This window comes from Crocinitomicaceae bacterium (assembly GCA_016708105.1).
Taxonomy (GTDB): Bacteria; Bacteroidota; Bacteroidia; order Flavobacteriales_D; family Crocinitomicaceae; genus JADJGJ01.
The window spans coordinates 1,096,177-1,117,412 of the sequence record JADJGJ010000001.1 but is presented as its reverse complement, the minus strand read 5'-3'; the positions used below and the strand labels follow the sequence as shown (position 1 = coordinate 1,117,412).

At 39.1% G+C, this 21,236-nt stretch carries 15 protein-coding genes; 12 read left to right on the top strand and 3 right to left on the bottom strand.

The genetic code is table 11. The annotated features are described in order from the left end of the window. The first annotated feature begins 14 nt into the window (after window positions 1-14). The 3 genes from IPH66_04770 (at window position 15) to IPH66_04760 (ending at window position 4,271) form a co-directional block, all read left to right on the top strand. Window positions 15-1,601 (top strand): L,D-transpeptidase family protein, encoded by a 1,587-nt coding sequence (locus tag IPH66_04770; GenBank protein MBK7128667.1) that lies wholly within the window; start codon window positions 15-17, stop codon window positions 1,599-1,601. 7 nt (window positions 1,602-1,608) lie between these two features. Continuing rightward, complete coding sequence (locus IPH66_04765) at window positions 1,609-3,648, top strand: S9 family peptidase (GenBank protein ID MBK7128666.1); 2,040 nt, start codon at window positions 1,609-1,611, stop codon at window positions 3,646-3,648. A 104-nt stretch (window positions 3,649-3,752) separates the two neighbouring features. Further along, window positions 3,753-4,271, top strand: coding sequence for a hypothetical protein (locus IPH66_04760; protein ID MBK7128665.1), 519 nt, complete (start codon window positions 3,753-3,755; stop codon window positions 4,269-4,271). A 96-nt stretch (window positions 4,272-4,367) separates the two neighbouring features. On the opposite strand, the gene IPH66_04755 is transcribed toward IPH66_04760, so the two are convergent. Further along, window positions 4,368-5,078, bottom strand: a complete 711-nt coding sequence (locus tag IPH66_04755; GenBank protein MBK7128664.1) for a hypothetical protein — start codon at window positions 5,076-5,078, stop codon at window positions 4,368-4,370. A gap of 137 nt (window positions 5,079-5,215) precedes the next feature. Then, entirely contained in the window at window positions 5,216-5,518 is a 303-nt protein-coding gene (locus IPH66_04750) for an antibiotic biosynthesis monooxygenase (protein ID MBK7128663.1), read from the bottom strand. Window positions 5,519-5,760: 242 nt separating this feature from the next. Between IPH66_04750 and IPH66_04745 the strand changes: the two genes are divergently transcribed. Continuing rightward, window positions 5,761-6,075, top strand: a complete 315-nt coding sequence (locus tag IPH66_04745; protein MBK7128662.1) for a hypothetical protein — start codon at window positions 5,761-5,763, stop codon at window positions 6,073-6,075. 4 nt (window positions 6,076-6,079) lie between these two features. Here the strand turns inward: IPH66_04745 and IPH66_04740 are convergent, their stop codons facing one another. Continuing rightward, window positions 6,080-6,871 (bottom strand): alpha/beta fold hydrolase, encoded by a 792-nt coding sequence (locus IPH66_04740; protein ID MBK7128661.1) that lies wholly within the window; start codon window positions 6,869-6,871, stop codon window positions 6,080-6,082. A 270-nt stretch (window positions 6,872-7,141) separates the two neighbouring features. Here IPH66_04740 and IPH66_04735 point away from each other — a divergent pair, with 270 nt between their 5' ends. The 8 genes from IPH66_04735 to aroC all read left to right on the top strand — a co-directional run bounded on the left by IPH66_04735 (window position 7,142) and on the right by aroC (window position 21,226). Further along, on the top strand, window positions 7,142-7,609 hold the full coding sequence (locus IPH66_04735) for a hypothetical protein (protein ID MBK7128660.1): 468 nt from the start codon (window positions 7,142-7,144) through the stop codon (window positions 7,607-7,609). Window positions 7,610-7,694: 85 nt separating this feature from the next. Then, on the top strand, window positions 7,695-9,899 hold the full coding sequence (locus IPH66_04730) for a TonB-dependent receptor (GenBank protein ID MBK7128659.1): 2,205 nt from the start codon (window positions 7,695-7,697) through the stop codon (window positions 9,897-9,899). Between the two features lie 83 nt (window positions 9,900-9,982). Beyond that, window positions 9,983-10,321, top strand: a complete 339-nt coding sequence (locus IPH66_04725; GenBank protein MBK7128658.1) for a heavy-metal-associated domain-containing protein — start codon at window positions 9,983-9,985, stop codon at window positions 10,319-10,321. A 63-nt stretch (window positions 10,322-10,384) separates the two neighbouring features. Then, window positions 10,385-11,026 carry an O-methyltransferase gene (locus IPH66_04720; GenBank protein ID MBK7128657.1) on the top strand — a complete coding sequence of 214 codons (642 nt, stop codon included), beginning with the start codon at window positions 10,385-10,387 and terminating at the stop codon, window positions 11,024-11,026. A 42-nt stretch (window positions 11,027-11,068) separates the two neighbouring features. Further along, window positions 11,069-12,091 carry a threonine aldolase gene (locus IPH66_04715; GenBank protein ID MBK7128656.1) on the top strand — a complete coding sequence of 341 codons (1,023 nt, stop codon included), beginning with the start codon at window positions 11,069-11,071 and terminating at the stop codon, window positions 12,089-12,091. A gap of 259 nt (window positions 12,092-12,350) precedes the next feature. After that, window positions 12,351-18,611 (top strand): gliding motility-associated C-terminal domain-containing protein, encoded by a 6,261-nt coding sequence (locus tag IPH66_04710; GenBank protein MBK7128655.1) that lies wholly within the window; start codon window positions 12,351-12,353, stop codon window positions 18,609-18,611. Window positions 18,612-18,740: 129 nt separating this feature from the next. Further along, window positions 18,741-20,156, top strand: coding sequence for a phosphoglucomutase/phosphomannomutase family protein (locus IPH66_04705; GenBank protein ID MBK7128654.1), 1,416 nt, complete (start codon window positions 18,741-18,743; stop codon window positions 20,154-20,156). After that, window positions 20,156-21,226, top strand: coding sequence for a chorismate synthase (aroC, locus tag IPH66_04700; GenBank protein ID MBK7128653.1), 1,071 nt, complete (start codon window positions 20,156-20,158; stop codon window positions 21,224-21,226). The genes IPH66_04705 and aroC overlap by 1 nt, the downstream gene beginning before the upstream one ends. Window positions 21,227-21,236: the final 10 nt, after the last annotated feature.

Here is a 21,236-nt window from a genome sequence, read left to right as displayed (position 1 = left end):
GGATGAACTACTCGATGCGTATACTCATAATTGCATTTTTCGTTACACTTACTGCCTGCGGAGGCGGTAAAACAGAAGTTGAGCAAGAGCAGATTGAGCTCTCACAACAACTCAAAGATAAATTCAAGGATCAAACCTTATTAGTCTATGGTGCTGACACGCTTTTAGCCGGAAGCGCCGTGCTTGACTATTATAAAAATCATGATTTTGTGCCGCTTTGGATTCGCAAAGATTCGCTCACCGCTTCAGGTTATGAAATGTTGGACCTCGTTGAAAACGCCATGGATTATGGCTTGATACCTGAAATGTTTCACTACCGTAAGCTGATGCACATGAAAGATTCTTCACTGGAAGATACAGAAATGCTGCTTTCCAATGCGTTTTATCTATTTGTCTCCCATGTAAGCGCAGGCTGCATTGATGAAACCAATTTTACTTATGTATGGAAAAAAGATTCTCTGGATTTCAATTTAGAAGAGCAACTTGAAAGAGTAAGATCAGGAACTCATGTGACAGATATTGTCAATGAGGTGCAACCAAAATTCTGGGAGTATAAACAATTGCAAGCCGGGCTCGCCAAATTTTTAGATGAATATCCGCTTGACACAAATCATTACACCATTCCCCCGATTAAAGAAGATTCTGTAAAATGTTATAAGGCAGCACGTGAAGCACTCATTGGGCATGCGTTTGTTGATAGCACGGAGGCAACAAATGATTCTGTTTTTTTAGAAAAGCTTAAAATCTTTCAAAAATTTTGTGGTTTAAAAGATGATGCCATTGTTGGGCGTTGGACAGGAAAAGCTTTAGAAAAAAGTAATCTTGACCGCTATTATCAAGCTTGTTTGAGTTTGGAAAAATGGAGATGGCGTGATCCATTTCCTTCAAAATACATTCGTGTGAATGTACCTGAATTCAATTTATACTTTGTTGAAGAGGGACAAACAAAAAGAAAACATCGCGTTGTGGTTGGCGCACTAGCAACACCAACTCCTGAATTTCATGCCCAAATGAAAACCATTATCACTAATCCGTTTTGGAGTGTGCCCTACTCTATTGCATCAACAGAAATTTTATCAGGTGCCCGCAAAGACTCTGCTTATTTCAGTAAAAGGGGATATAAAGTGTTTAAGGATGGACAGCAAGTAGATCCTAAAGGTGTAGACTGGAGTCAGGTAAAACAAGGAAATTTTGGTTACCGCGTAAGACAAGATGCCGGTGGTGGCAATAGTTTAGGACGCATCAAATTTATGTTCCCAAATGAGCACGCCGTATTTATTCATGATACTCCTTCAAAAGGATTATTTGGCAATGATGTCAGGGCATATTCTCACGGCTGCATTCGTTTACATCAACCGTATGAATTAGCTAAAGAACTGTTGAGATCAGATGAAAATGCTTTTGTGGCAGATTCATTAGACAGTGTCATTGGTCGCGGTATCCAGCGGGCAATTGAATTGAAAGAACCGTTTGAAGTGTACATTGAATACTACACGGCAAGCGGTGACAGTTCAGCCAATATTTTATTTCATCCAGATATTTATGGGCGGGATGAAAAATATCTGAAAAACTCCTACAAGCGTTTTAATCCATCTCGTTGATTTTTGTATGCGTCCTCCTCTTGTCCGCAGGATTGAAAAAAAATTATCTGTTCACGGTGACACCCGCATTGATCCTTATTTCTGGCTCAATGACAGAGAGAATCCTGCTGTAATTTCTTATTTAAAAAAAGAGAACATCTATTGCAATTATGTTCTCAAACCGGTGAGCAAACTGCGTGAAAAAATATTTCATGAAATGAAATCACGCATGAAAGAGGAAGAATCTACGGCGCCATTTTTCAAAAACGGATATTGGTATTATGAACGGTACGAAAAAGGAAAAGAACATCCGGTTTTCTGCAGAAAAAAAGAAACACTAAATAGCAAAGAAGAAATTATTCTGGATGCCAATAAAAGAGCACGCGGGCAAAGTTATTATGAACTAGTTTCATTCACGGTTTCACCCGACAATAAATGGCTTGCACTCACTGAAGATTTAATGGGGCGACGTCTTTACCAAATCAGTATAAAAAATTTAGAAACCGGTGATTACCTCAGCATGGCTATTCAAAATACCGGAAGTGATTTGGCGTGGCACAATGATAACGAGACTTTATATTTTAGTGTAAAAGATAAAAAAACATTGCGCCCTTTCAGCGTAAAAAGCGTATCGCGCAGCACAAAAAAAACAGAGATCCATTTTACAGAGAAAGACGAAACATTTTATTGTGGATTATCCCGATCAAAAGATGATCAATATATATTCATTGGATCATACAGCACAACCACGTCAGAATTCAGATTCAAACGCACTGATGATTATAAAAGATTTGAAATATTTCTCAAACGCAAACGCGGACATGAATATTATCCTGACTCAGCAGGTGATCATTGCGTAATAAAATCTAACCTGGCAGCAGAAAACTTCAAATTAGTGAAGTGTGACATAAAAAAAAGAGAACCACGTTACTGGCAGATTATTCAAAAACATGACAAAGATGTTTTGATTGAAGATTTTGAAGTGTACAAAAAACATCTGATAGTGCAGGAAAAGAAAGCCGGATTGACGAGGCTCAGAATTTATTACACCGGATCATACCGCTATCGTTTCATTCCGCCATTTGAAGATACGTACACATTGAGTCTGGGTACCAATCCTGAATTTGAATTCAACCAAGTAAGGGTAAGTTATAGCTCACTAACAACACCACTCACCACGTATGATATTGATTTAAAAACTTTGCAAAAAACCATTGCAGGTCAAACCAAAGTATTAGGTGGATTTAAAACAAAAGATTACAAGTCAGAGCGCATTTGGATTACCTCACACGATGGAGTGAAAGTGCCTGTTTCGTTGGTTTATCATCGTGATCATTTTACAAAGCGCGGAAAAAATCCGCTTTTACTTTATGCGTATGGTTCGTATGGTGAATCGCTTGATCCATATTTCAGTTCAGCCAGATTGAGTTTGTTGAACCGTGGTTTTGTGTTTGCCATAGCCCATGTGCGTGGTGGTGAAGAGTTAGGCAGAAGATGGTATGAAGATGGAAAACTATTGAAAAAGAAAAATACCTTTCATGATTTTATTGCATGCGCTGAAGGATTAATCAAATTGCGCTATGCCAGCCGTGATAAAGTTTTTGCCATGGGCGGCAGTGCCGGAGGATTACTCATGGGTGCAGTTGCCAACATGAGACCTGATTTGTGGAGAGGTATTGTATCTAACGTACCTTTTGTTGATGTAGTAACCACTATGCTTGATACTAGCATTCCGCTCACTACCGGTGAGTTTGACGAGTGGGGAAATCCGGCTGAAAAAAAATATTATCGTTACATGAAATCGTATTCACCGTATGATAACATTAGAGAGACACAGTATCCCGCTATGCTTGTTACAAGTGGATTACATGATTCACAAGTACAATATTGGGAGCCCACAAAATATGTTGCAAAATTAAGAGCGCTGAAAACTGACAAAAATCTACTTCTGTTGTACACCAACATGAAAGCAGGACACGGTGGTGCATCAGGCAGGTTTGAATCTCTCAAAGAAATTGCACTGGAATATACTTTTATCTTATTTGAACTTAATCGTTCAAGTGAATAAAAAAAAATACTTATATTTGAGCAGATACGGTAAATCACGTATAAATTAAACCCCTTTTTGGCAGAACTTTGCCGCTAATTAAATTTTTTAAAAAGACAATTGTTATGAAGCATTTTTTCTCAGCCCTTGCCCTTTCAGGCCTTGTTGTTGCAAGTTCTGTATCCTTTGCCGGTGAAACCTACGAAAGTCAGGAAGCCCGTTTGAAAATCACTTTTCCAGGTGAATATGAAGTTGAAAAAGAAGTAGATGATGAATCTGGTATGACTACCTTTTCTCTTTCATGTACCTACGGTGATATGATATTAATTGGTAACGTATTTATTTACGAAGAAGCCATTTCAGAAGAAGATAATTTGTACAGTGAGTATGCAGAAGTACTGCGTATTTGCCAAAATTTCTACTCTAAATTTGACGCAAAATATATTTCTGACTGGACAGTTGACGGTGACACCGGCGTTCAATCCGCTTTGAAATGTAAAAAAGACTGGAAAGGTTATATCGGTCGTTATTACACTATTATCCAAGAAAAATATGAATGGCAATTCCTCATTCTAGGTAGCAAAAAAACGTATGACCTGAATGTTGAATCTAAATTCATCAACTCATTTGAAATTCTTGATTAATCAGAAATCAGAATGAATAAAAAAAGCTCCTTCATTGAGGGAGCTTTTTTTTTGCATAATATTCGGATGAGAACAACTCAATAAGTTAGAGTACACTTAAGGCACATCATCGTATTTTTTCTTCACTGAAAATTTCTTTTTATCCCAACTCAAAGTCATCATGATGAATTCAAAATCATTCAAATTATTAGAATACCAAACATCCATGTCAGTTCCTTTCTGAGGTAATTGAAACATGAACTGCGGTTCATCACTTTCTAATTCATATTTAGCTTTCACTTTTTCATTTACCACGGCCAAATGTTTTTCCATCTCTTTCCATGGTAAAATGGTACTGGTCACGTCCTCGTCTTTTCCGTCTTTGCATTTATAAAAAACGGTATGATAACTACACACCGGTCCGCAAGAAGTACTGGTGTGCCCAACCAAGTCTGATCCATCACTCATGCGCCAGATTACAAAGACATCACTGCCTTCATAAGCACCGGTAATTCTGGCAAATCCATTGGCAATGTCAAGGGTCTCATAGTAGTGATAAATTCCGTTGTTGGTTTGTAATTGGTCAGAACTGCGAACTACTTTAACTTGAAGAAAATACTCAGCATAATCTGTTACCTGATTTTGCTTTTTCAATTCTGTAACACGGGTAGTATCAACAACAGCAGTGTCAACCATTTCAGTATTGCCTACTGCACCGGTTGTGTCATTTTCATTTTGTTTGTTTTCTGTTGGTTGATCAGTTTCTTGTTGACCACACGACGTGACAATCAACACGGCAACCAACATGCTAAATTTTCTGATTTTCATTTGCACATTTTTTTGGGGTTCATGATTTTTTTTTGAGAAGAATAAAGAACGTAAAATGGTTCTTAGTGCTTCATTTTCTGGATGTAAATATACATTTCTCCATGAGAATTCTTCCAATGCGATGTATTATGAAATCTTCAGACAGCTGCTTCTGCAATAACCAGCGTACTCCAAGCCTGAGGTTTTTCATCAAACCATTGTTTCACTTTTGGCCATACAACGCTAAATAAATCTGTAGTTCGATACGCATCCAAGGCCTCTTGATTTTGCCATACAGAATAGGTAAAATAAGTACCCGGATGATCAGTATCACGCAATAATTTTACGCCAAGACAACCGGGCTGAGCCGCAATCTTTTCTTTGATCTCATGAAAATAATGTTCAAATTCATGACCATGTCCCGGTTTAAAAGATAATCTGACAATGCGCTGTAATGCCATAATGAAATGCTTTTCACCACAAAGATAGATTTATTTTAAGCGCCTGAACTTCACCGCAACTAAACTCTGACAATCATGACAACCAACCAGCATGAATGAAAATTCGTATATTTACAAAACCTTTAGCGATACACTTCACAAGCAGAATTAGATAAGAATCTTGTAAAATTGTATTTTTGAACAGGTGATATTTTGCACAGCTCGTAAATAAATTTGACCATTAACTACAAACTATATACCCTATGAAAAAAAATATTTTCTTTGGTTCCGTTGCCGCTGTTGTACTTCTCCTTTCTTCTTGTGGAAAAGACACCGGTGGTTGTTTTAAAGGTGAAAAAGCCTGGGTGAGAGATTATTCAGATTCTGACACCTGTGGCATTGTGTTTGAATTAGAAGACGGTACTTTTTTAGAACCTACCAACCTGGCAGAGTTTCAACACTTAGACTATGTTCACAATATGCTTATATGGGTTTCCTACAAAGAGGTATCCGGGGCAAGTATTTGTGGTATGGGAGAAATTGTTGAAATGAAATGCATTGAAGAGCGGGAATACTAAGCTGCTACTCCTTGCTTTGAATCAACCACTTTAATCTATTGAAATATTCGTCGGCGTAAAGACCAAAACCCTGGAGGTGTGCGCCTTTAATTGTCCACAATTCTTTTTTGTCTGATGCGGCATTGGAATAAATCTCTTTACCCATTTCGTAAGGACAGGTTTTATCTTCAGTACTGTGCACAACAAGCAAAGGTTTTTTCCATTCTTTGATCAGCTCCTCTCCCTTAAATTCAGATCCTAAAAAAAGCCAAGGCGCAAAGCGCAAAATTTTAGGTGTGGTTTGAATTCCGATATCCCTATAATTACTAAATGCTCCTTCAACAACCAGATAATCTATCTTGTCTTGATAATCAGTAGCAATTTTTAAAGCCAGGTTACCGCCTAATGAAAAACCCATCAACATTTTTTTTGAGCCCTGCACCTCAGGCAGCGAATCAAAATATTCAAATGATTTTTGAGCTGATAGAATCACCTCTTTGTGTTTAGCCTTGCCATCAGAATTGCCAAATGAGGGATAATCAATGATGAAAACCTGATACCCCTCTTCCCACAGAATTTCTGCAACACTTTGCCAGCCCGTCAAATTTCCGGCGTTGCCATGTAAGATAAAAATACTGGCCAGTGGGTTTTCCTTTTTAAAAAACAAACCATGAATTGACTTTTCTTTGTTATACCTTACGTAGTGCTCTTCTGCTCCTTCAGCAGGCTCTACACTATTTTTATCTGGAAAATAATAAAACGCATTCATAGCACATGCGCCAAGAATAAAAGGCAAGAATAAAAGAGTAAAGCGCATATTGAGCAAGTTTCTTAACGGACGAAATTAATTATTGATGTCGTCTCATAAACATCCAAGTTCATCAATTATTGTTAAGGAGTTGTATTTTCGGTTTGTTGATAAGGCTCGTTGGTTCATTGAAATACATTGATTAGGATCCTTCCAAGGCAATTGACGCTCACTTTCAGACAACATAGAAAATAAGATTCTAAGAATTGCGTTTTTATTTATGTCACCAAATAGCTTAATCTATTGTCTTGCATCCTGTTTTCATTTATATTTGTCACAATGATCAGATTAAAAGCCATATTTTTCTTAGTCATTTTTCTGTTCTCCTTGCCGGGATTTACAATAGAATTACATTATTGCAAAGGCAAAATCACAGATATTTCATTTTTCGGAAATGCCCATTGTTCATGTGACTCAATCGAAAGCAACAAAGAAGAAGTTCAGAATGAAAAATCCTGCAAGAAACATTGCCACAAATCTTCAAGTACAAAAAAATCTTCTCTTGAACTGAAGCAAAAAAAATGCTGCAAAACAGAAAAATATACCATTTCATCATTAAAACTTAAAGCAAATTCATCAACCAGACTTGCACTTGATTTAACCGCAAAACTGGTCCCTGCTTCATTTAATGACCTTGCTAACTCAACTAGTTTTAATGCAATCATCATGTTCACATCAGGAGACAACAGTCCGCCTGATAATCAACATGTCCCTGTTTGGGTGCGTAATCGCAGCATCCGCATTTAGTCCTCAATTTTTCTGTGCCTGACTTTTTCAGGCGTGAAAGAATTGTTGAACTAAAAAAATTATCATGTATTATAAAATAATGTTCATGTTGCTGCTTTTTAGTAGCACATTATTACATGGTCAAGATGATGAGGATATTCTGATTCAGGGTAAAATTGTCACGATGACTAATGGCGTTGAAGAAGGTATTCCGGGTGCGCGCATCCGGTGGAAGAATGACTCACATGTTGCATTGTCAGCAAATGACGGAACATTCGCTATTGCGGTACACCATTTACCGGATACACTTTACGTGAAATCAACCGGATATGAACTGGTTGCTTTTGAAATTAAATCAGCTGATCAAAACTATACCATCAACATGAGTGGCGGAATTTTACTCCATGGTGTAGAAATTGTCGCTGAAAGTATCACCAAGTCTATTGATTTGCTTGACCCTTTTAACGTAGAAAAAATTGGTCAGGATGAATTGCGAAAAGCTGCGTGTTGTAATCTTTCAGAATCATTTGAAACCAATGCCTCGGTTGACATCAATATGACAGATGCCATTTCAGGTGCGAAAAAAATTCAGATGCTTGGCTTGGACGGAATCTACACTCAAATTCAGTATGAAAACATTCCCATGGTGCGCGGTCTTTCGTCATCATTTGGATTAAATTATACACCGGGTACTTGGGTTGAGTCTATTCAAATCACCAAAGGAACCGGCTCAGTAGTGAACGGGTTTGAATCTATGGCAGGACTTATCAATATTGAGTTTAAAGATCCTGAACATGGTGAAGCGTTTTATGCTAATTTTTACGGCAATAAATTTGCCCGGCTTGAAGGAAATATTCACAGCGCATATAAAATGAGTGATCGCTGGGGACAAATGACCTTTCTGCATTTCTCCAACTTTTTTATTGACAGTGATGTGAATAAAGATGGCTTCAGAGATTTCCCTATTGGTCAGGTTGGAGCATTTATGCACAGATGGTCGTACGCCGGTTCTAACTATGAAACTAAATTCGGTATCAAGGCAAATTACAATGATCAGTTAGGTGGTCAGCTGAATTATAATCCTGAATCATCCTCAGGCTTGTATCAGGGAATTTTCAAAAATCAGCATGTCGAACTATTTTCAAAAAATGGATTTTTTATTGAGAAAAGAAAGTTTGGAAATGTTGGCTTAATTGGTCAACTGGAATATCATCACTTGTTCACGCAACTTGGGAACAATACGTATGATGGAACCCAGAAAAAATTCTATTTTAATGGAATTTATAATGACATCATCTCAAACACAAACCATAATTATAAAACCGGTTTGAGCTTTACGGCAGATGACTATGTTCAGCGATACAATGATTCGCTCATGCTGAAAACAGAAATAATTTCAGGCGCATTTTTTGAATACACATACAACCGTTTGGATAAATTTATTTTAGTGGCGGGGTTGCGCGGAGATTATCATAATATGTACGGGCCGCTTTTCTCTCCGAGGTTACATATTAAATGGAATTTCAGCCCAAAAAACGCCTTGCGTCTCAGCTTTGGAAGAGGATATAGAATTCCAAATCCATACGCAGACAACGTCAGTTTTATGGCAAGCAGCAGACAGTGGATTGTGGCTCCAAATATAAAGCCGGAAGATGCAATCAGCTCAGGAATTACCTTCACGCAAAAATTTATGATTCGTGATGAGGTGTCTACCATAACGCTGGATTATTTTTATACCCACTTTTTAAATCAATTAGTTGTAGATATGGATTATGCACCAACACAACTCTATATCTACAGCACCATTGCATCAGCCTGGTCACATAGTTTTCAAATTGAATTATTGTTAAAACCAATAAAAAACTTTGAATTACGGGCGGCGTACAAATACTATGACGTAGTAACAACATATCATGGCATGCAACATCAAATGGCCTTTGTGCCAAAGTTCAGAGCGCTCTTTAATGTTGGGTATACCACCCGAAATAAAAAATGGAGTTTTGATGCAACAGGCAACTGGATTGGCAAAAAAAGATTACCTGATACGTCAGAAAGTCCGGCGCCATATCAACGGGGTCCAGAATCTGAACGTTACTGGATTGTCAATAGTCAAATCACATATCGGTATAAAAAATTCAATTTTTATATTGGCGGTGAAAATTTATTGAATGTCATACAAGGCAATGCAATAATCAGTGCAGACAATCCTTTTGGCGCATTTTTTGATGCTACACAGGTATGGGCACCTATCACCGGCGCCAATGTTTATGTTGGATTTCACTATGCAATAAAACAAAAAGACAAAGAATAATAATTAATGATCAGATGAACAAATCTTATCCTAGATTTCAATTCTGTTCATCACTAAAAAAATAAATTTATATGAAAAATTTCATGATACTATTAATCGCATTTGTTACGCTGGGTTCATTTCAAATGCAAGATTCAAAAACGAAAGTTATCTCTTTTCCAACCACGGCTATATGTGGTGAATGCAAAGAACGAATTGAAAATAAACTCAATTATACTAAAGGAATTATTTATTCAGAACTTGATTTGGAAACTAAAATACTTACAGTAAAATTCAAACCTGCAGTTATCACTGAACAACAAATAAAAGAGGTGCTGGCAAACTTGGGATATAGCTCTGATACAGTAGAGAGAAATCATGAAGCTTGGCAGGCGCTTCCAAAATGTTGCCGTGGTGACGAAAGCTGTGAGCCTAAAAAGTAAATTGCAGGCAATATTTTGTTGAATACATTTTAAAATCCATTGTATCTTTAGCCAAAGTTTACAATGGATTTTTTGTCTCGCGAAATTTCTGACTACTGTGAGCAACACACTTCACCAGAAGATGAGTTACTTAATAATCTGCGCAGAGAAACGCATCTCCATGTTATGTCTCCACGCATGATTTCAGGACATTTGCAAGGGAGAATTTTAAGTGCCATTTCACAACTTCTGAAACCACAATCAATACTTGAAATTGGAACCTACACAGGGTATTCGGCAATTTGCCTTTCTGAAGGATTGGCTGAAAATGGAAAATTAATCACCATTGATTATAATCCTGAATTTAAACCCATTCATCAAAAATATTTGCTTCAATCAGCAAGAGCAAATCAGATTGAAATAATTTACGACAAAGCCACTTCAGTAATTCCTTTGCTTACCGGTCCGTTTGATCTGGTTTTTATTGATGCCGACAAAGAAAATTACGCGGTCTATTTTGATTTGGTTATTGACAAAATGAGAAGCGGAGGCGTAATTTTGGCTGACAATGTGCTGTGGAGTGGTAAAGTGGTTGAACCAATAAAACCAAATGATAAAAGTACTGCTGCACTCGCCGCGTTCAATGAAAAAATAATGCAGGATAAACGTGTTTCTAAAGTACTACTACCTATTCGGGATGGAATTTTCTTCATCCGTAAATTATAATTCATCTCTTCATTTTCCAATCAGTTTATTTTATCAAATAGTATGCAAGTAGATCTTCGAAGTGACACCGTAACCAAACCAACAGACGCCATGCGTCAATTCATGTTAAAGGCCGAAGTAGGTGATGATGTTTTTGGTGATGATCCAACCGTGAAAGAACTCGAATCGTTCGCCGCTGCAATGTTTGGAAAGGAGGCAGGATTATTTTGTACTTCAGGAACGCAAACGAATCAAATAGCAATCAATGTTTACTGTCAACCGGGAGATGAAGTAATCTGCCATGAAGAGTCGCATATTTACCGTTATGAAGGTGGCGGAATTATGCGCAACTCAGGTGCATCTGTCAGATTGTTGAGAGGCAATCAGGGACGCATCAATCCCGATGAAATAATTCCCAACATCAACCCGGATGATCAACATTATCCCATTACAAAAATGGTTAGCATTGAAGACACATCTAACCGCGGCGGCGGTGTAATCTATGACTTTGATGTAATCAAAAAAATCAACACCATTTGTACCGAAAAAAAACTGAAATTCCATTTGGATGGTGCCCGTGTTTTTAATGCGTTAGCTGTGACAAAAATAAATCCGCTTGAGTACGGAAAACAATTTGATTCTATCTCAGTTTGTCTTTCTAAAAGTTTGGGCGCACCGGTTGGTTCTGTGCTTTTAGGTTCACAAGAATTTATTCAAAAAGCAAGACGAGTCAGAAAAGTTTTGGGAGGAGGAATGCGCCAAGCAGGTATTATTGCTGCCGGTGGATTATTTGCACTCAAAAATCATATTGATCGTCTCTCTGAAGATCATGCGCGCGCAAAACAATTGGAAAAAATAGTTACACAAGCGCAATGGGCTGATAGTGTCGTGCCCGTTGAAACAAATATTGTTGTTGTCAATCTGAAAAAAAATCTCGACGAATTAATGGTGGTTGAAAAACTCAAACAACACGGAATTCTTGTTGTTGGTTTTGGCAAAGGAAGAATCAGAATGGTTACTCATTTAAATTTTACAGACAACGATTTGGCTTTTGTTCAAAATAATCTACCGTTAATTTTAAATTAAATTTGTTTGATATTTTTCACTTCCTGTGTTATCAAACACAATGACAAGATTTAAATTATTTTCGTCCCATTTAAACATCATTTTTTTTCAATACTTTAAACATGTAATCTCCTGAATACATGCCTTTTAACTTTAGAACAAATCTGTAAAAAAACCGAATTAACTAATTCCTCACAGATATCTTTAAATCTATTGAAAACTGAGGCAACCCCATTTCTTATCACTCGTTTAACTAGCATATAAACACCCAATAATGCCCATGAAAAATTTATTTATTTTTCTTTTTGTGATGAGTGGCCTTGGCGCTTATGCACAATTCCCAGGATGTCCGAACATTGTTGCGGGACCTGATCAAGTGTTACCATGTACGCAAAACTGTACAACATTGTCTGCTACTCCGTTTGCGGTAGGTAACACTTCAACGTACACTGTGAGCTCCATTCCTCACTCACCGCCAATTGCATATAACGCGGCCGGAGGAACATCAGTTTCAGTTGGAACGGATGATATCTGGAGTCCAAATATTGCGTTGCCATTCCCGTTTTGTTATTACGGAACAACCTATAACGACTGTCAGATTGGATCAAATGGATCAATTGATTTTGGTGGTCCATCAACTCCCGGTGGTTACTGCCCATGGTCATTTTCTGTTGGTTGCCCCAATGCAGGACTAACAGCTGCCGGTGATATTTTTGGTGTTTATCATGATATTGATCCTTCAGTAGCTGGCACAGTTAAATGGTATCTTCAAGGTACAGCTCCTTGTCGTATTTTGGTTGTTTCATTCAACTTGCTTGGTCACTTTAGCTGTACATCCATGCGTTCAACCCACATGATTGTATTGTATGAAACAACCAACGTAATTGACGTTTATATTAATAGAAAAGATTTATGTACAACCTGGAATGGTGGTAACGCCATTGTTGGTATCCAAAACCAAGCCGGTTCAGCAGGTATGGCAGCGCCGGGAAGAAATGCTCCAACACCAGACTGGACCGTTACAACCGGTGCACCTGAAGGGTGGAGATTTACTCCAAATGGAGCTCCAATCTACACGGTTGAATGGGTAACTGGTGCTGTTGCAGGTGTGGGCGGAACCGTTATTGGAACGGGGAATACAATTAACGTATGTCCAAACGGAGTTACCACTACTTATACTGCACGTGTTACTTACACTCGTTGTGATGGTTTGACGATTACAGATTATGATGATATCGTTGTTAGCTATTCTTCACTTCCTGCTCCAACTGTTTCAACAGTAGCTGAGACTTGCGCAGGTTATAATAACGGATCAGTAACAATCAACAATGCGATTGGTTCTGGTCCTTATACAGTTTCAATTGCCGGACCTGCATCAGGTTCAGTGGTTGAGGCAAACACTTCTGGTGCAGTTGCATCATTTACCAACTTACCTGATGGTAACTATACTTATACAGTAGTTGCTGCAAACGGATGTCAATACAGTGGAACTTTCACCATCAATCCTGGTCCTACTTGCTGCACCGTGACTGCATCATTTACACCGGCGCTTTGTTTTGGTCAAGCAAGTGGTACTGCCACGGCTAACCCTGCAAATGGGGTTGCACCATACACGTATGTTTGGTACAATGCCGGAATGGTACCAATTGGTCAGACAACTCAGACAGCAACTAACCTAGCAGCAGGAACATACAATGTAACTATCACAGATAATACCGGATGTACAGCTACAACCAGTGTAACCGTAACTCAACCCGGATCTGCTGTAACAGCAACTGCAACCACAACGAATGTTACTTGTTTTGGTTTATGCAACGGTCAAATTTCAGTGAATCCTCCATCAGGCGGAACACCGGGTTATCAATATTCATTAAACGGAGGTGCATTTAGCGGAACAAGTACATTCACCGGTCTATGTCCTGGTGCTTATACAATAACTGTTAGAGATGCAAACCTTTGTACCTATACCATTAACTCAACCATTACTCAACCAACTGATCTTACACTCTCACAAATTTCTGTGACACCGGCAACCTGTGGTGCCAACAACGGGGCGGTAACCGTATCAGCTGGTGGCGGTGCAGTAGCATATACTTATACAATAGGCGCTTCTTCAAACGCAACTGGTGTTTTCACCGGTATGGCTTCAGGATCATACACTGCAACAGTTACGGATGGATTAGGTTGCACTGAAACATTACCTATAACCATTGGTTCTTCTGCCGGTCCGGTTCCATTTGTTGATGTATTAACCAACGTGGCTTGTGCCGGTGCATTAACGGGTGGTGTTACCATTGGTGTTACAGGTGGTACGGCTCCTTTTCAATATCAATTAGATGGCGGTGCATTACAAGGTAGCAACTCATTCAACTCTGTTGCTGCTGGTGCACACACGGTAACTGTTACCGACCTTAATGGTTGTACAGGAACAGTAAACTTCACCATTACACAGCCAACACCACTCACCTTTACAAGTACTCCGGTTGCGGCATCATGTAACGGAGTGTGTGATGGTCAAATCACAGTTAACGCATCAAACGCTACTCCGCCTTATGAGTACAGTTCAAACAACGGGTTAACATTCCAACCCAGTAACATACTTACAGGTCTGTGCGCAGGTAATATCAATGTGGTTGTAAAAGATGCAAATGGATGTCTTGCCAATGCAGTGGTTGTAATTACTCAACCACCTGTATTGACTTTAACAAATGGTTTTGTTGATCCACAATGTCATCAAACTCCAACAGGTGAAATTTCATTTACACCTGGTGGCGGAACACCTGGATACACATATAGTGTTGACAATGGCGCAACCTTTACCGGAACTTCACCAGTTACTGGTTTGATGGCCGGAGTTTATGATGTGGTTGTGGAAGATAGTCATGGTTGTCAAACAACCAATACCGTAACATTGACTGATCCTCCTCCGTTCACATTTAACTTTATTGCTAACAACCCATCTAACTGCGGTGCGCAAGATGGAAGTTTTGAAATTATTGCAACTGCCGGTTTAGCGCCTTATATCTACACTATTGGTGGTACACCACAAGTAAATGATGGTTTCTTTGGAGGTCTTTTCTCCGGTTTATATAATTTGGTTGTAAGTGACGCCAACGGTTGTGTTGACTCAGTTTATTCTGCCTTGTCTGACAACGTCATGATAACTCAAGTTGATGTAACTGTAGATGCAACATGTTATAATGGAACAGATGGATTAGGTATTGTATCACAAACTTTTGGTGCCGCACCATTCACGTATTCAATTACCCCGGGTGCAACTGTAAATGGTACCGGTGTATTCCCAGGTTTATCTGCAGATACATATTATGTAACTATTCAAGATGCCGGTTTGTGTCTTGGTATTCAACAGTTCACTATCAATCATCCTGATTCAGTTATTGCAACCCTATCTTCAGTAGATGTAACTTGTAACGCAGGTGCAGATGGTCAAATTAACGTGACCGGTGTAACAGGTGGTGATGGTGGTCCATACCAATATTCAATTGATGGTGGGGCAACTTATCAGGCAGGTACAAATTTCTCTGGTCTTGCAGCCGGTACATATACTATTACGGTTATGGATGGTAACGGATGTTTAGGAACAGTAACAATTGATGTAGATGAACCTACTCCATTCAACGTAATAATCAATGCAACTGATTTGACATGTAACGGAAACAACTCAGGGTTTGCACAAATTGTAGCATCAGGTTCAAACGGTACACCATATACTTATCAGTTTGGTGCGTCAACTAATGGTACCGGAATTTTCCCTGCCCTTGCTGCAAATACTTATAACGTAATTGTGACAGACCCACTTGGTTGTACATATACTACTACACAAACAATAAATCAACCAGCGCCTCTTGCTGCAGCATATACTGTAACAGATGCACTTTGCAACGGAGTTTGTGATGGTGAAGTATCCGTTGTGGCAAACGGTGGAACAGCTCCATACTTGTACTCAGCAGACGGCGGGATTACACTTCAGTCAGGTTCTAATCTAACAGGCTTGTGTGCAGGAACACAAAATATTTACGTGGTAGATGATAATAACTGTAGCATTACGGCCGTGCAAACTGTCAACGAGCCAACGGCATTGTCATTTACAACTACCATTACTCCATCAACCTGCGGATTGCCGAACGGAGAAATTCAGGTAAACGCAGCTGGCGGAACTCCAGTTTATAATTACAGTAATAATGGTGGCGTATCATTCCAAGCGGGAAGTACTTTCACCGCATTGGCATCAAACAACTACAACGTAATTGTTGAAGACGATAATGGGTGTCAAGTAACCTCACTTGAATTCGTACCAGCAGAGGCAGCTCCAATGATTACGGGTATAGCTGTGAGCAACGTAACGTGTAACGGCGCTTGTGACGGTTCGTTTGTAATTACTGCAAACGGCGGAACAGGAACACTTGATTACGATATAGGCGGTGCACTTCAGTCTGGTAATACATTCAATTCAGTTTGCCCAAATACTTATACGATCACCGTTACAGATGATAATGGATGTGTAGACACCCAAGTAGAAACTATCACTGAACCTACTTTGTTGAGTTATACCAGTGTACTGACAAATCTCACTTGTAATGGAGATAACTCCGGTGAAATAGATCTGAATGCGGCCGGTGGTACAAGCCCATATACCTATAGCTTTGACGGTGGCGCAACTTATATTGTGCAAGACATTTCTCAATTCATAGCTGCAGGCACATACAACGTTGCAGTGCAAGATGACAACGGATGTACCGTAACCGGAACTGAAACAATTACAGAACCAGCAGCGCTAGCTATCACTGCTCAAAATGATGTTGATGCTTCGTGTTATGGATTATGTGATGGATCTGCTACACTTACAATTTCAGGCGGAACCGGAGCATACAACTACAACTGGGCTGGTGGAGTTGCAGGTGCCGGATCTAATACGGCTACTAACCTGTGTGCAGGAGGATATACTGTTGATGTCACAGACGCAAACGGATGTTTGATCACCGGAAACTTTGTGGTGGATCAACCGACAATGCTTGGTTTCACAAGCGTAGCAGGAACAGATATAAGCTGTAACGGTGTTTGTGATGGAACAATCACAATCTATGCATTGAACGCAACAGGATATAGCATTGATAATGGAGCAACATTTGTTGCCGGAAATACTTTTACCGGACTTTGTGGTTCTGTTGGAGGAACAGTGTATGATCTTGTAATTCAAAATGCAGCGGGTTGTACCCAGGCACAACAAATCACCCTTTATGAACCTACACCTGTAGTTCAAGATCCAATTACGGATATCACCATGTGTTATGATGGTTCAGGTGTAATTTCAAGTAATGCTACCGGTGGTACACCAGGATACTATTATGTGTGGAACACCGGAGATACAGCACAGTACTATACAGTGAATCTGACAACACCAACAACTTTCACCTGTACCGTGTATGACATTTATGGTTGTGTATCAAACGTGCAGGATGTTGATGTAAGTATTATTCCTCCATTCTATCAAACAACTACACTTGACACTATTACTTTGTGTCCTGGAGATGATGAAACTATTGCAGCAAATGGGTTTGACGGTGTACCTGCATATACGTATGCCTGGTTAGACAGCAACCTAGATTCTATTGCAACCGGTTCATCATTCACCTATACACCTACAACTGCAGGTTCAATCTATGTGGTTGGAACTGACCAATGCCAGTGGACAGATACAACAGAGATCATTGTAAACTTTAACGGAATTCCGGTTCCAACATTGACAGTAGATCCTGCTGTTGGTTGTGCGCCTCTATTGTCCAATTTTGTAAATACTACACCATTGTCAATGCCAGGTTCGGCAACATGGACTTTTGGTAATGGCAATAGCGCTACAGGTGACAACGTTTCAAATTGGTATAATGATCCGGGATGTTATGACGTAACACTTACTGTCACCTCAGTAGATGGTTGTGTTGGTACTTCAACATTTGATGATCTGGTATGTGTTAATCCAAATCCGGTGGCTGGATTCTACTGGCAACCTTATGATCCGACAACATTGAATCCAACCATCACGATTGTTGACATTTCTAACGGTGCGGTGTTCTACCAGTATAATTTTGGCGGAGTAGGAACTTCACTGGAGCAAAATCCTGAATTTACCTTCCCTAATGTGGAAGAGGAAACAGTATTTGAAGTTTGTCAAGTAGTAACTTCAGTTGATGGATGTACTGATACTGTTTGTGCAGACGTGACAATCTATGAAGAAATATTCTTCTATGTTCCAAACGTAATTACACCTGATGGTGATCCACATAACCAGGTATTCAAACCTGTTATGACATCAGGAATTGATATGTATGACTATCACTTAACAATTTTCAATCGTTGGGGAGAAATTGTATTTGAATCATACAACTACGATTTTGGATGGGATGGAACTTATGGAGATAAGGGATTAGTTGAGGATGGAGTTTATATCTGGCAAATTGAATTCGGAGAAAAACTCTCTGATAAAAAACAAAAACACAGAGGACACGTAACTGTGTTAAAATAAGATAAACACCCTATGAAGAGAAGAGGCGGACCGAGGTTCGCCTCTTTTTTTTGTGCTACCTTGCACCAAGCACAAATCCATAAAGCGCATAAAAATGTTTATTTTCGTGTCATCAAATAGAAAATGAACATGACTAAAATTAAATTCGGTACGGATGGTTGGAGAGCAATCATTGCGCAAGAATATACAACAGAAAATGTTGCACGTGTATCAGAAGCTGTATCCATTTGGCTGAATTCAAAGCACAAAAATCCCTCTATTGTTATTGGACATGACTGCCGCTTTGCTGGAAGTTTATTTGTAGAAACTGCAGCACAAGTTTTTATCCAAAACGGAATCAAAGTCATTACCACAGACAAAGGTTTTGTGTCTACTCCAATGATTTCACTTGCAACTGCCGAACTGAAAGCAAATTTGGGTATAGTTATCACGGCCAGTCATAATCCCCCATCATATAATGGATACAAATTGAAGGGTCATTTTGGTGGGCCATTATCACCTTCAGAAGTTGATGAAATTGAAAAAATAATACCTGAAGTTGCTAATCAATCTTATTTGCAAGTATCGCTGAAAGATGCTCAACAAAAAGGTTTGCTTGTGTATGAAGATCTTGAAACCATGTATGTAAATAGAGCAGCATCGGTTTTTGATTTGGAATTGATTAAAAAACACAATGCAAGTCTTGCCTATGACGCCATGTACGGCGCCGGACAAACTGCATTGAAAAGATTACTCCCTGATATCACTTTTTTGCATTGTGAATACAACCCTTCTTTTCATGGACAAGCACCAGAACCCATTGACAAAAATCTCAGAGAATTTTCAAAACTGATTTCCGGAAATGAAAAAATAAAATGTGGTTTAGCAACAGATGGCGATGCAGACCGAATTGGTTTATATAACAGCAAGGGAGAATTTGTTGATTCACACCATATCATTCTGCTCACCATACATTATCTTGTTAAATACAAAGGATTAAAAGGAAAAGTAGTGACCGGATTTTCAAGTACACCTCGCATTAAAAAATTATGCGCTCATTATGGCTTAGAGCATTGCGAAGTGCCAATTGGATTTAAATATATTGCAGGTATGATGGCAGATCCGAATGAAGATGTATTGATTGGAGGAGAAGAATCCGGAGGAATTGCATTAAAGACCCATATACCAGAACGAGACGGAATTTGGATGGGATTAACTATTTGGGAGTTCATGGCAAAAACAGGAAAATCACTTGAGGAATTAATTGCAGAAGTATATGAACTAGTTGGTGCATTTGCCTTTGAGCGCAATGATATGCATTTGAATGAAAATAAAAAACAAGACATCATTGCTGCTTGTAAAAAAGGCATCTTCACTTCTTTTGGAAAATACAAAGTCAGTGCCACTGAAAACATGGATGGTTTCAAATATATTTTTGATGAAAACAGATGGTTGATGATTCGGCCTTCAGGAACAGAACCCGTACTGCGAACTTATGCTGAAGCTCCAACCTTGACAGAAGTGAGAGAAATACTTGATGTATGTAAACAAACAATTGGCGCCTGATGGCAGGAAATAGTTTTGGAAATATTTACAAACTCACCTCATTTGGTGAATCACACGGGAAGGCAATTGGCGGAGTGATTGACGGCTGTCCGGCAGGTATTGAGCTTAATCTTGACTTGATTCAACATGAATTGAGAAGACGAAAACCGGGACAATCAAACATAACCACACCGAGAAAAGAAGAAGATGAAGTTGAATTTTTGTCAGGCATATTTGAAGGAAAAACAACCGGAACACCCATTGGATTTTTAATCAGGAATCAAGATCAGCAAAGCGGCGATTATGATGCGCTTAAAGATATCTACAGACCATCACATGCTGATTATACGTATGAAAAAAAATACGGCATCCGTGACCATCGCGGAGGCGGCCGCTCAAGTGCTCGTGAAACTATTGCTCGTGTGGTTGCCGGTGCAATTGCAAAACAAATTCTCAGCCAACATGGCATTACCTTTACTGCCTATGTTTCTCAAATTGGTCCGGTGGAAATTCCGAATTCATCTTCATGCTATTCTGAAACATCCATTGAATCAAATGCTGTTCGTTGTCCAGATGAAACATCTGCAAAAAAAATGATAGCCTACATTGAGTCATGCCTTGCATCAGGTGATAGCACCGGAGGAAAAATAAGTTGCTTCATCCAGGGCGTACCCGCAGGATTAGGCGAACCAGTATTCGATAAATTACACGCAGACATTGGCAAGGCCATGCTTAGCATCAATGCGGTGAAAGGCTTTGAAATTGGAAGCGGTTTTCGTGCGGCATCCATGAAAGGAAGTGAACATAACGATGCATTTGAGCAAGGAGGAAAGACAAAAACAAATTTTTCTGGCGGAATTCAAGGTGGAATTTCAAATGGCTCTGACATTTATTTTCACGTAGCCTTCAAACCGGTTGCTACAATTCAACTAGAGCAAGACACGATTTCTAAAGATAATTCTGCAATTAAATTAGCAGCAAAAGGCAGACATGACCCCTGCGTTGTGCCCCGTGCTGTACCTATTGTTGAAGCCATGGCAGCCATGGTAATACTTGATCACTGGTTACGAAATAAAGCAACAACTATTTGAAAATTATGTC

What these genes read in the sequence shown, in the direction of transcription:
- IPH66_04755 (MBK7128664.1), bottom strand. Translation starts at nt 5,078, where the DNA reads ATGAAAATCAGAAAATTTAGCATGTTGGTTGCCGTGTTGATTGTCACG.
- IPH66_04760 (MBK7128665.1), top strand. Translation starts at nt 3,753, where the DNA reads ATGAAGCATTTTTTCTCAGCCCTTGCCCTTTCAGGCCTTGTTGTTGCA.
- IPH66_04765 (MBK7128666.1), top strand. Translation starts at nt 1,609, where the DNA reads ATGCGTCCTCCTCTTGTCCGCAGGATTGAAAAAAAATTATCTGTTCAC.
- IPH66_04730 (MBK7128659.1), top strand. Translation starts at nt 7,695, where the DNA reads ATGTTGCTGCTTTTTAGTAGCACATTATTACATGGTCAAGATGATGAG.
- IPH66_04745 (MBK7128662.1), top strand. Translation starts at nt 5,761, where the DNA reads ATGAAAAAAAATATTTTCTTTGGTTCCGTTGCCGCTGTTGTACTTCTC.
- aroC (MBK7128653.1), top strand. Translation starts at nt 20,156, where the DNA reads ATGGCAGGAAATAGTTTTGGAAATATTTACAAACTCACCTCATTTGGT.
- IPH66_04735 (MBK7128660.1), top strand. Translation starts at nt 7,142, where the DNA reads ATGATCAGATTAAAAGCCATATTTTTCTTAGTCATTTTTCTGTTCTCC.
- IPH66_04710 (MBK7128655.1), top strand. Translation starts at nt 12,351, where the DNA reads ATGAAAAATTTATTTATTTTTCTTTTTGTGATGAGTGGCCTTGGCGCT.
- IPH66_04770 (MBK7128667.1), top strand. Translation starts at nt 15, where the DNA reads ATGCGTATACTCATAATTGCATTTTTCGTTACACTTACTGCCTGCGGA.
- IPH66_04740 (MBK7128661.1), bottom strand. Translation starts at nt 6,871, where the DNA reads ATGCGCTTTACTCTTTTATTCTTGCCTTTTATTCTTGGCGCATGTGCT.
- IPH66_04720 (MBK7128657.1), top strand. Translation starts at nt 10,385, where the DNA reads ATGGATTTTTTGTCTCGCGAAATTTCTGACTACTGTGAGCAACACACT.
- IPH66_04715 (MBK7128656.1), top strand. Translation starts at nt 11,069, where the DNA reads ATGCAAGTAGATCTTCGAAGTGACACCGTAACCAAACCAACAGACGCC.
- IPH66_04705 (MBK7128654.1), top strand. Translation starts at nt 18,741, where the DNA reads ATGACTAAAATTAAATTCGGTACGGATGGTTGGAGAGCAATCATTGCG.
- IPH66_04725 (MBK7128658.1), top strand. Translation starts at nt 9,983, where the DNA reads ATGATACTATTAATCGCATTTGTTACGCTGGGTTCATTTCAAATGCAA.
- IPH66_04750 (MBK7128663.1), bottom strand. Translation starts at nt 5,518, where the DNA reads ATGGCATTACAGCGCATTGTCAGATTATCTTTTAAACCGGGACATGGT.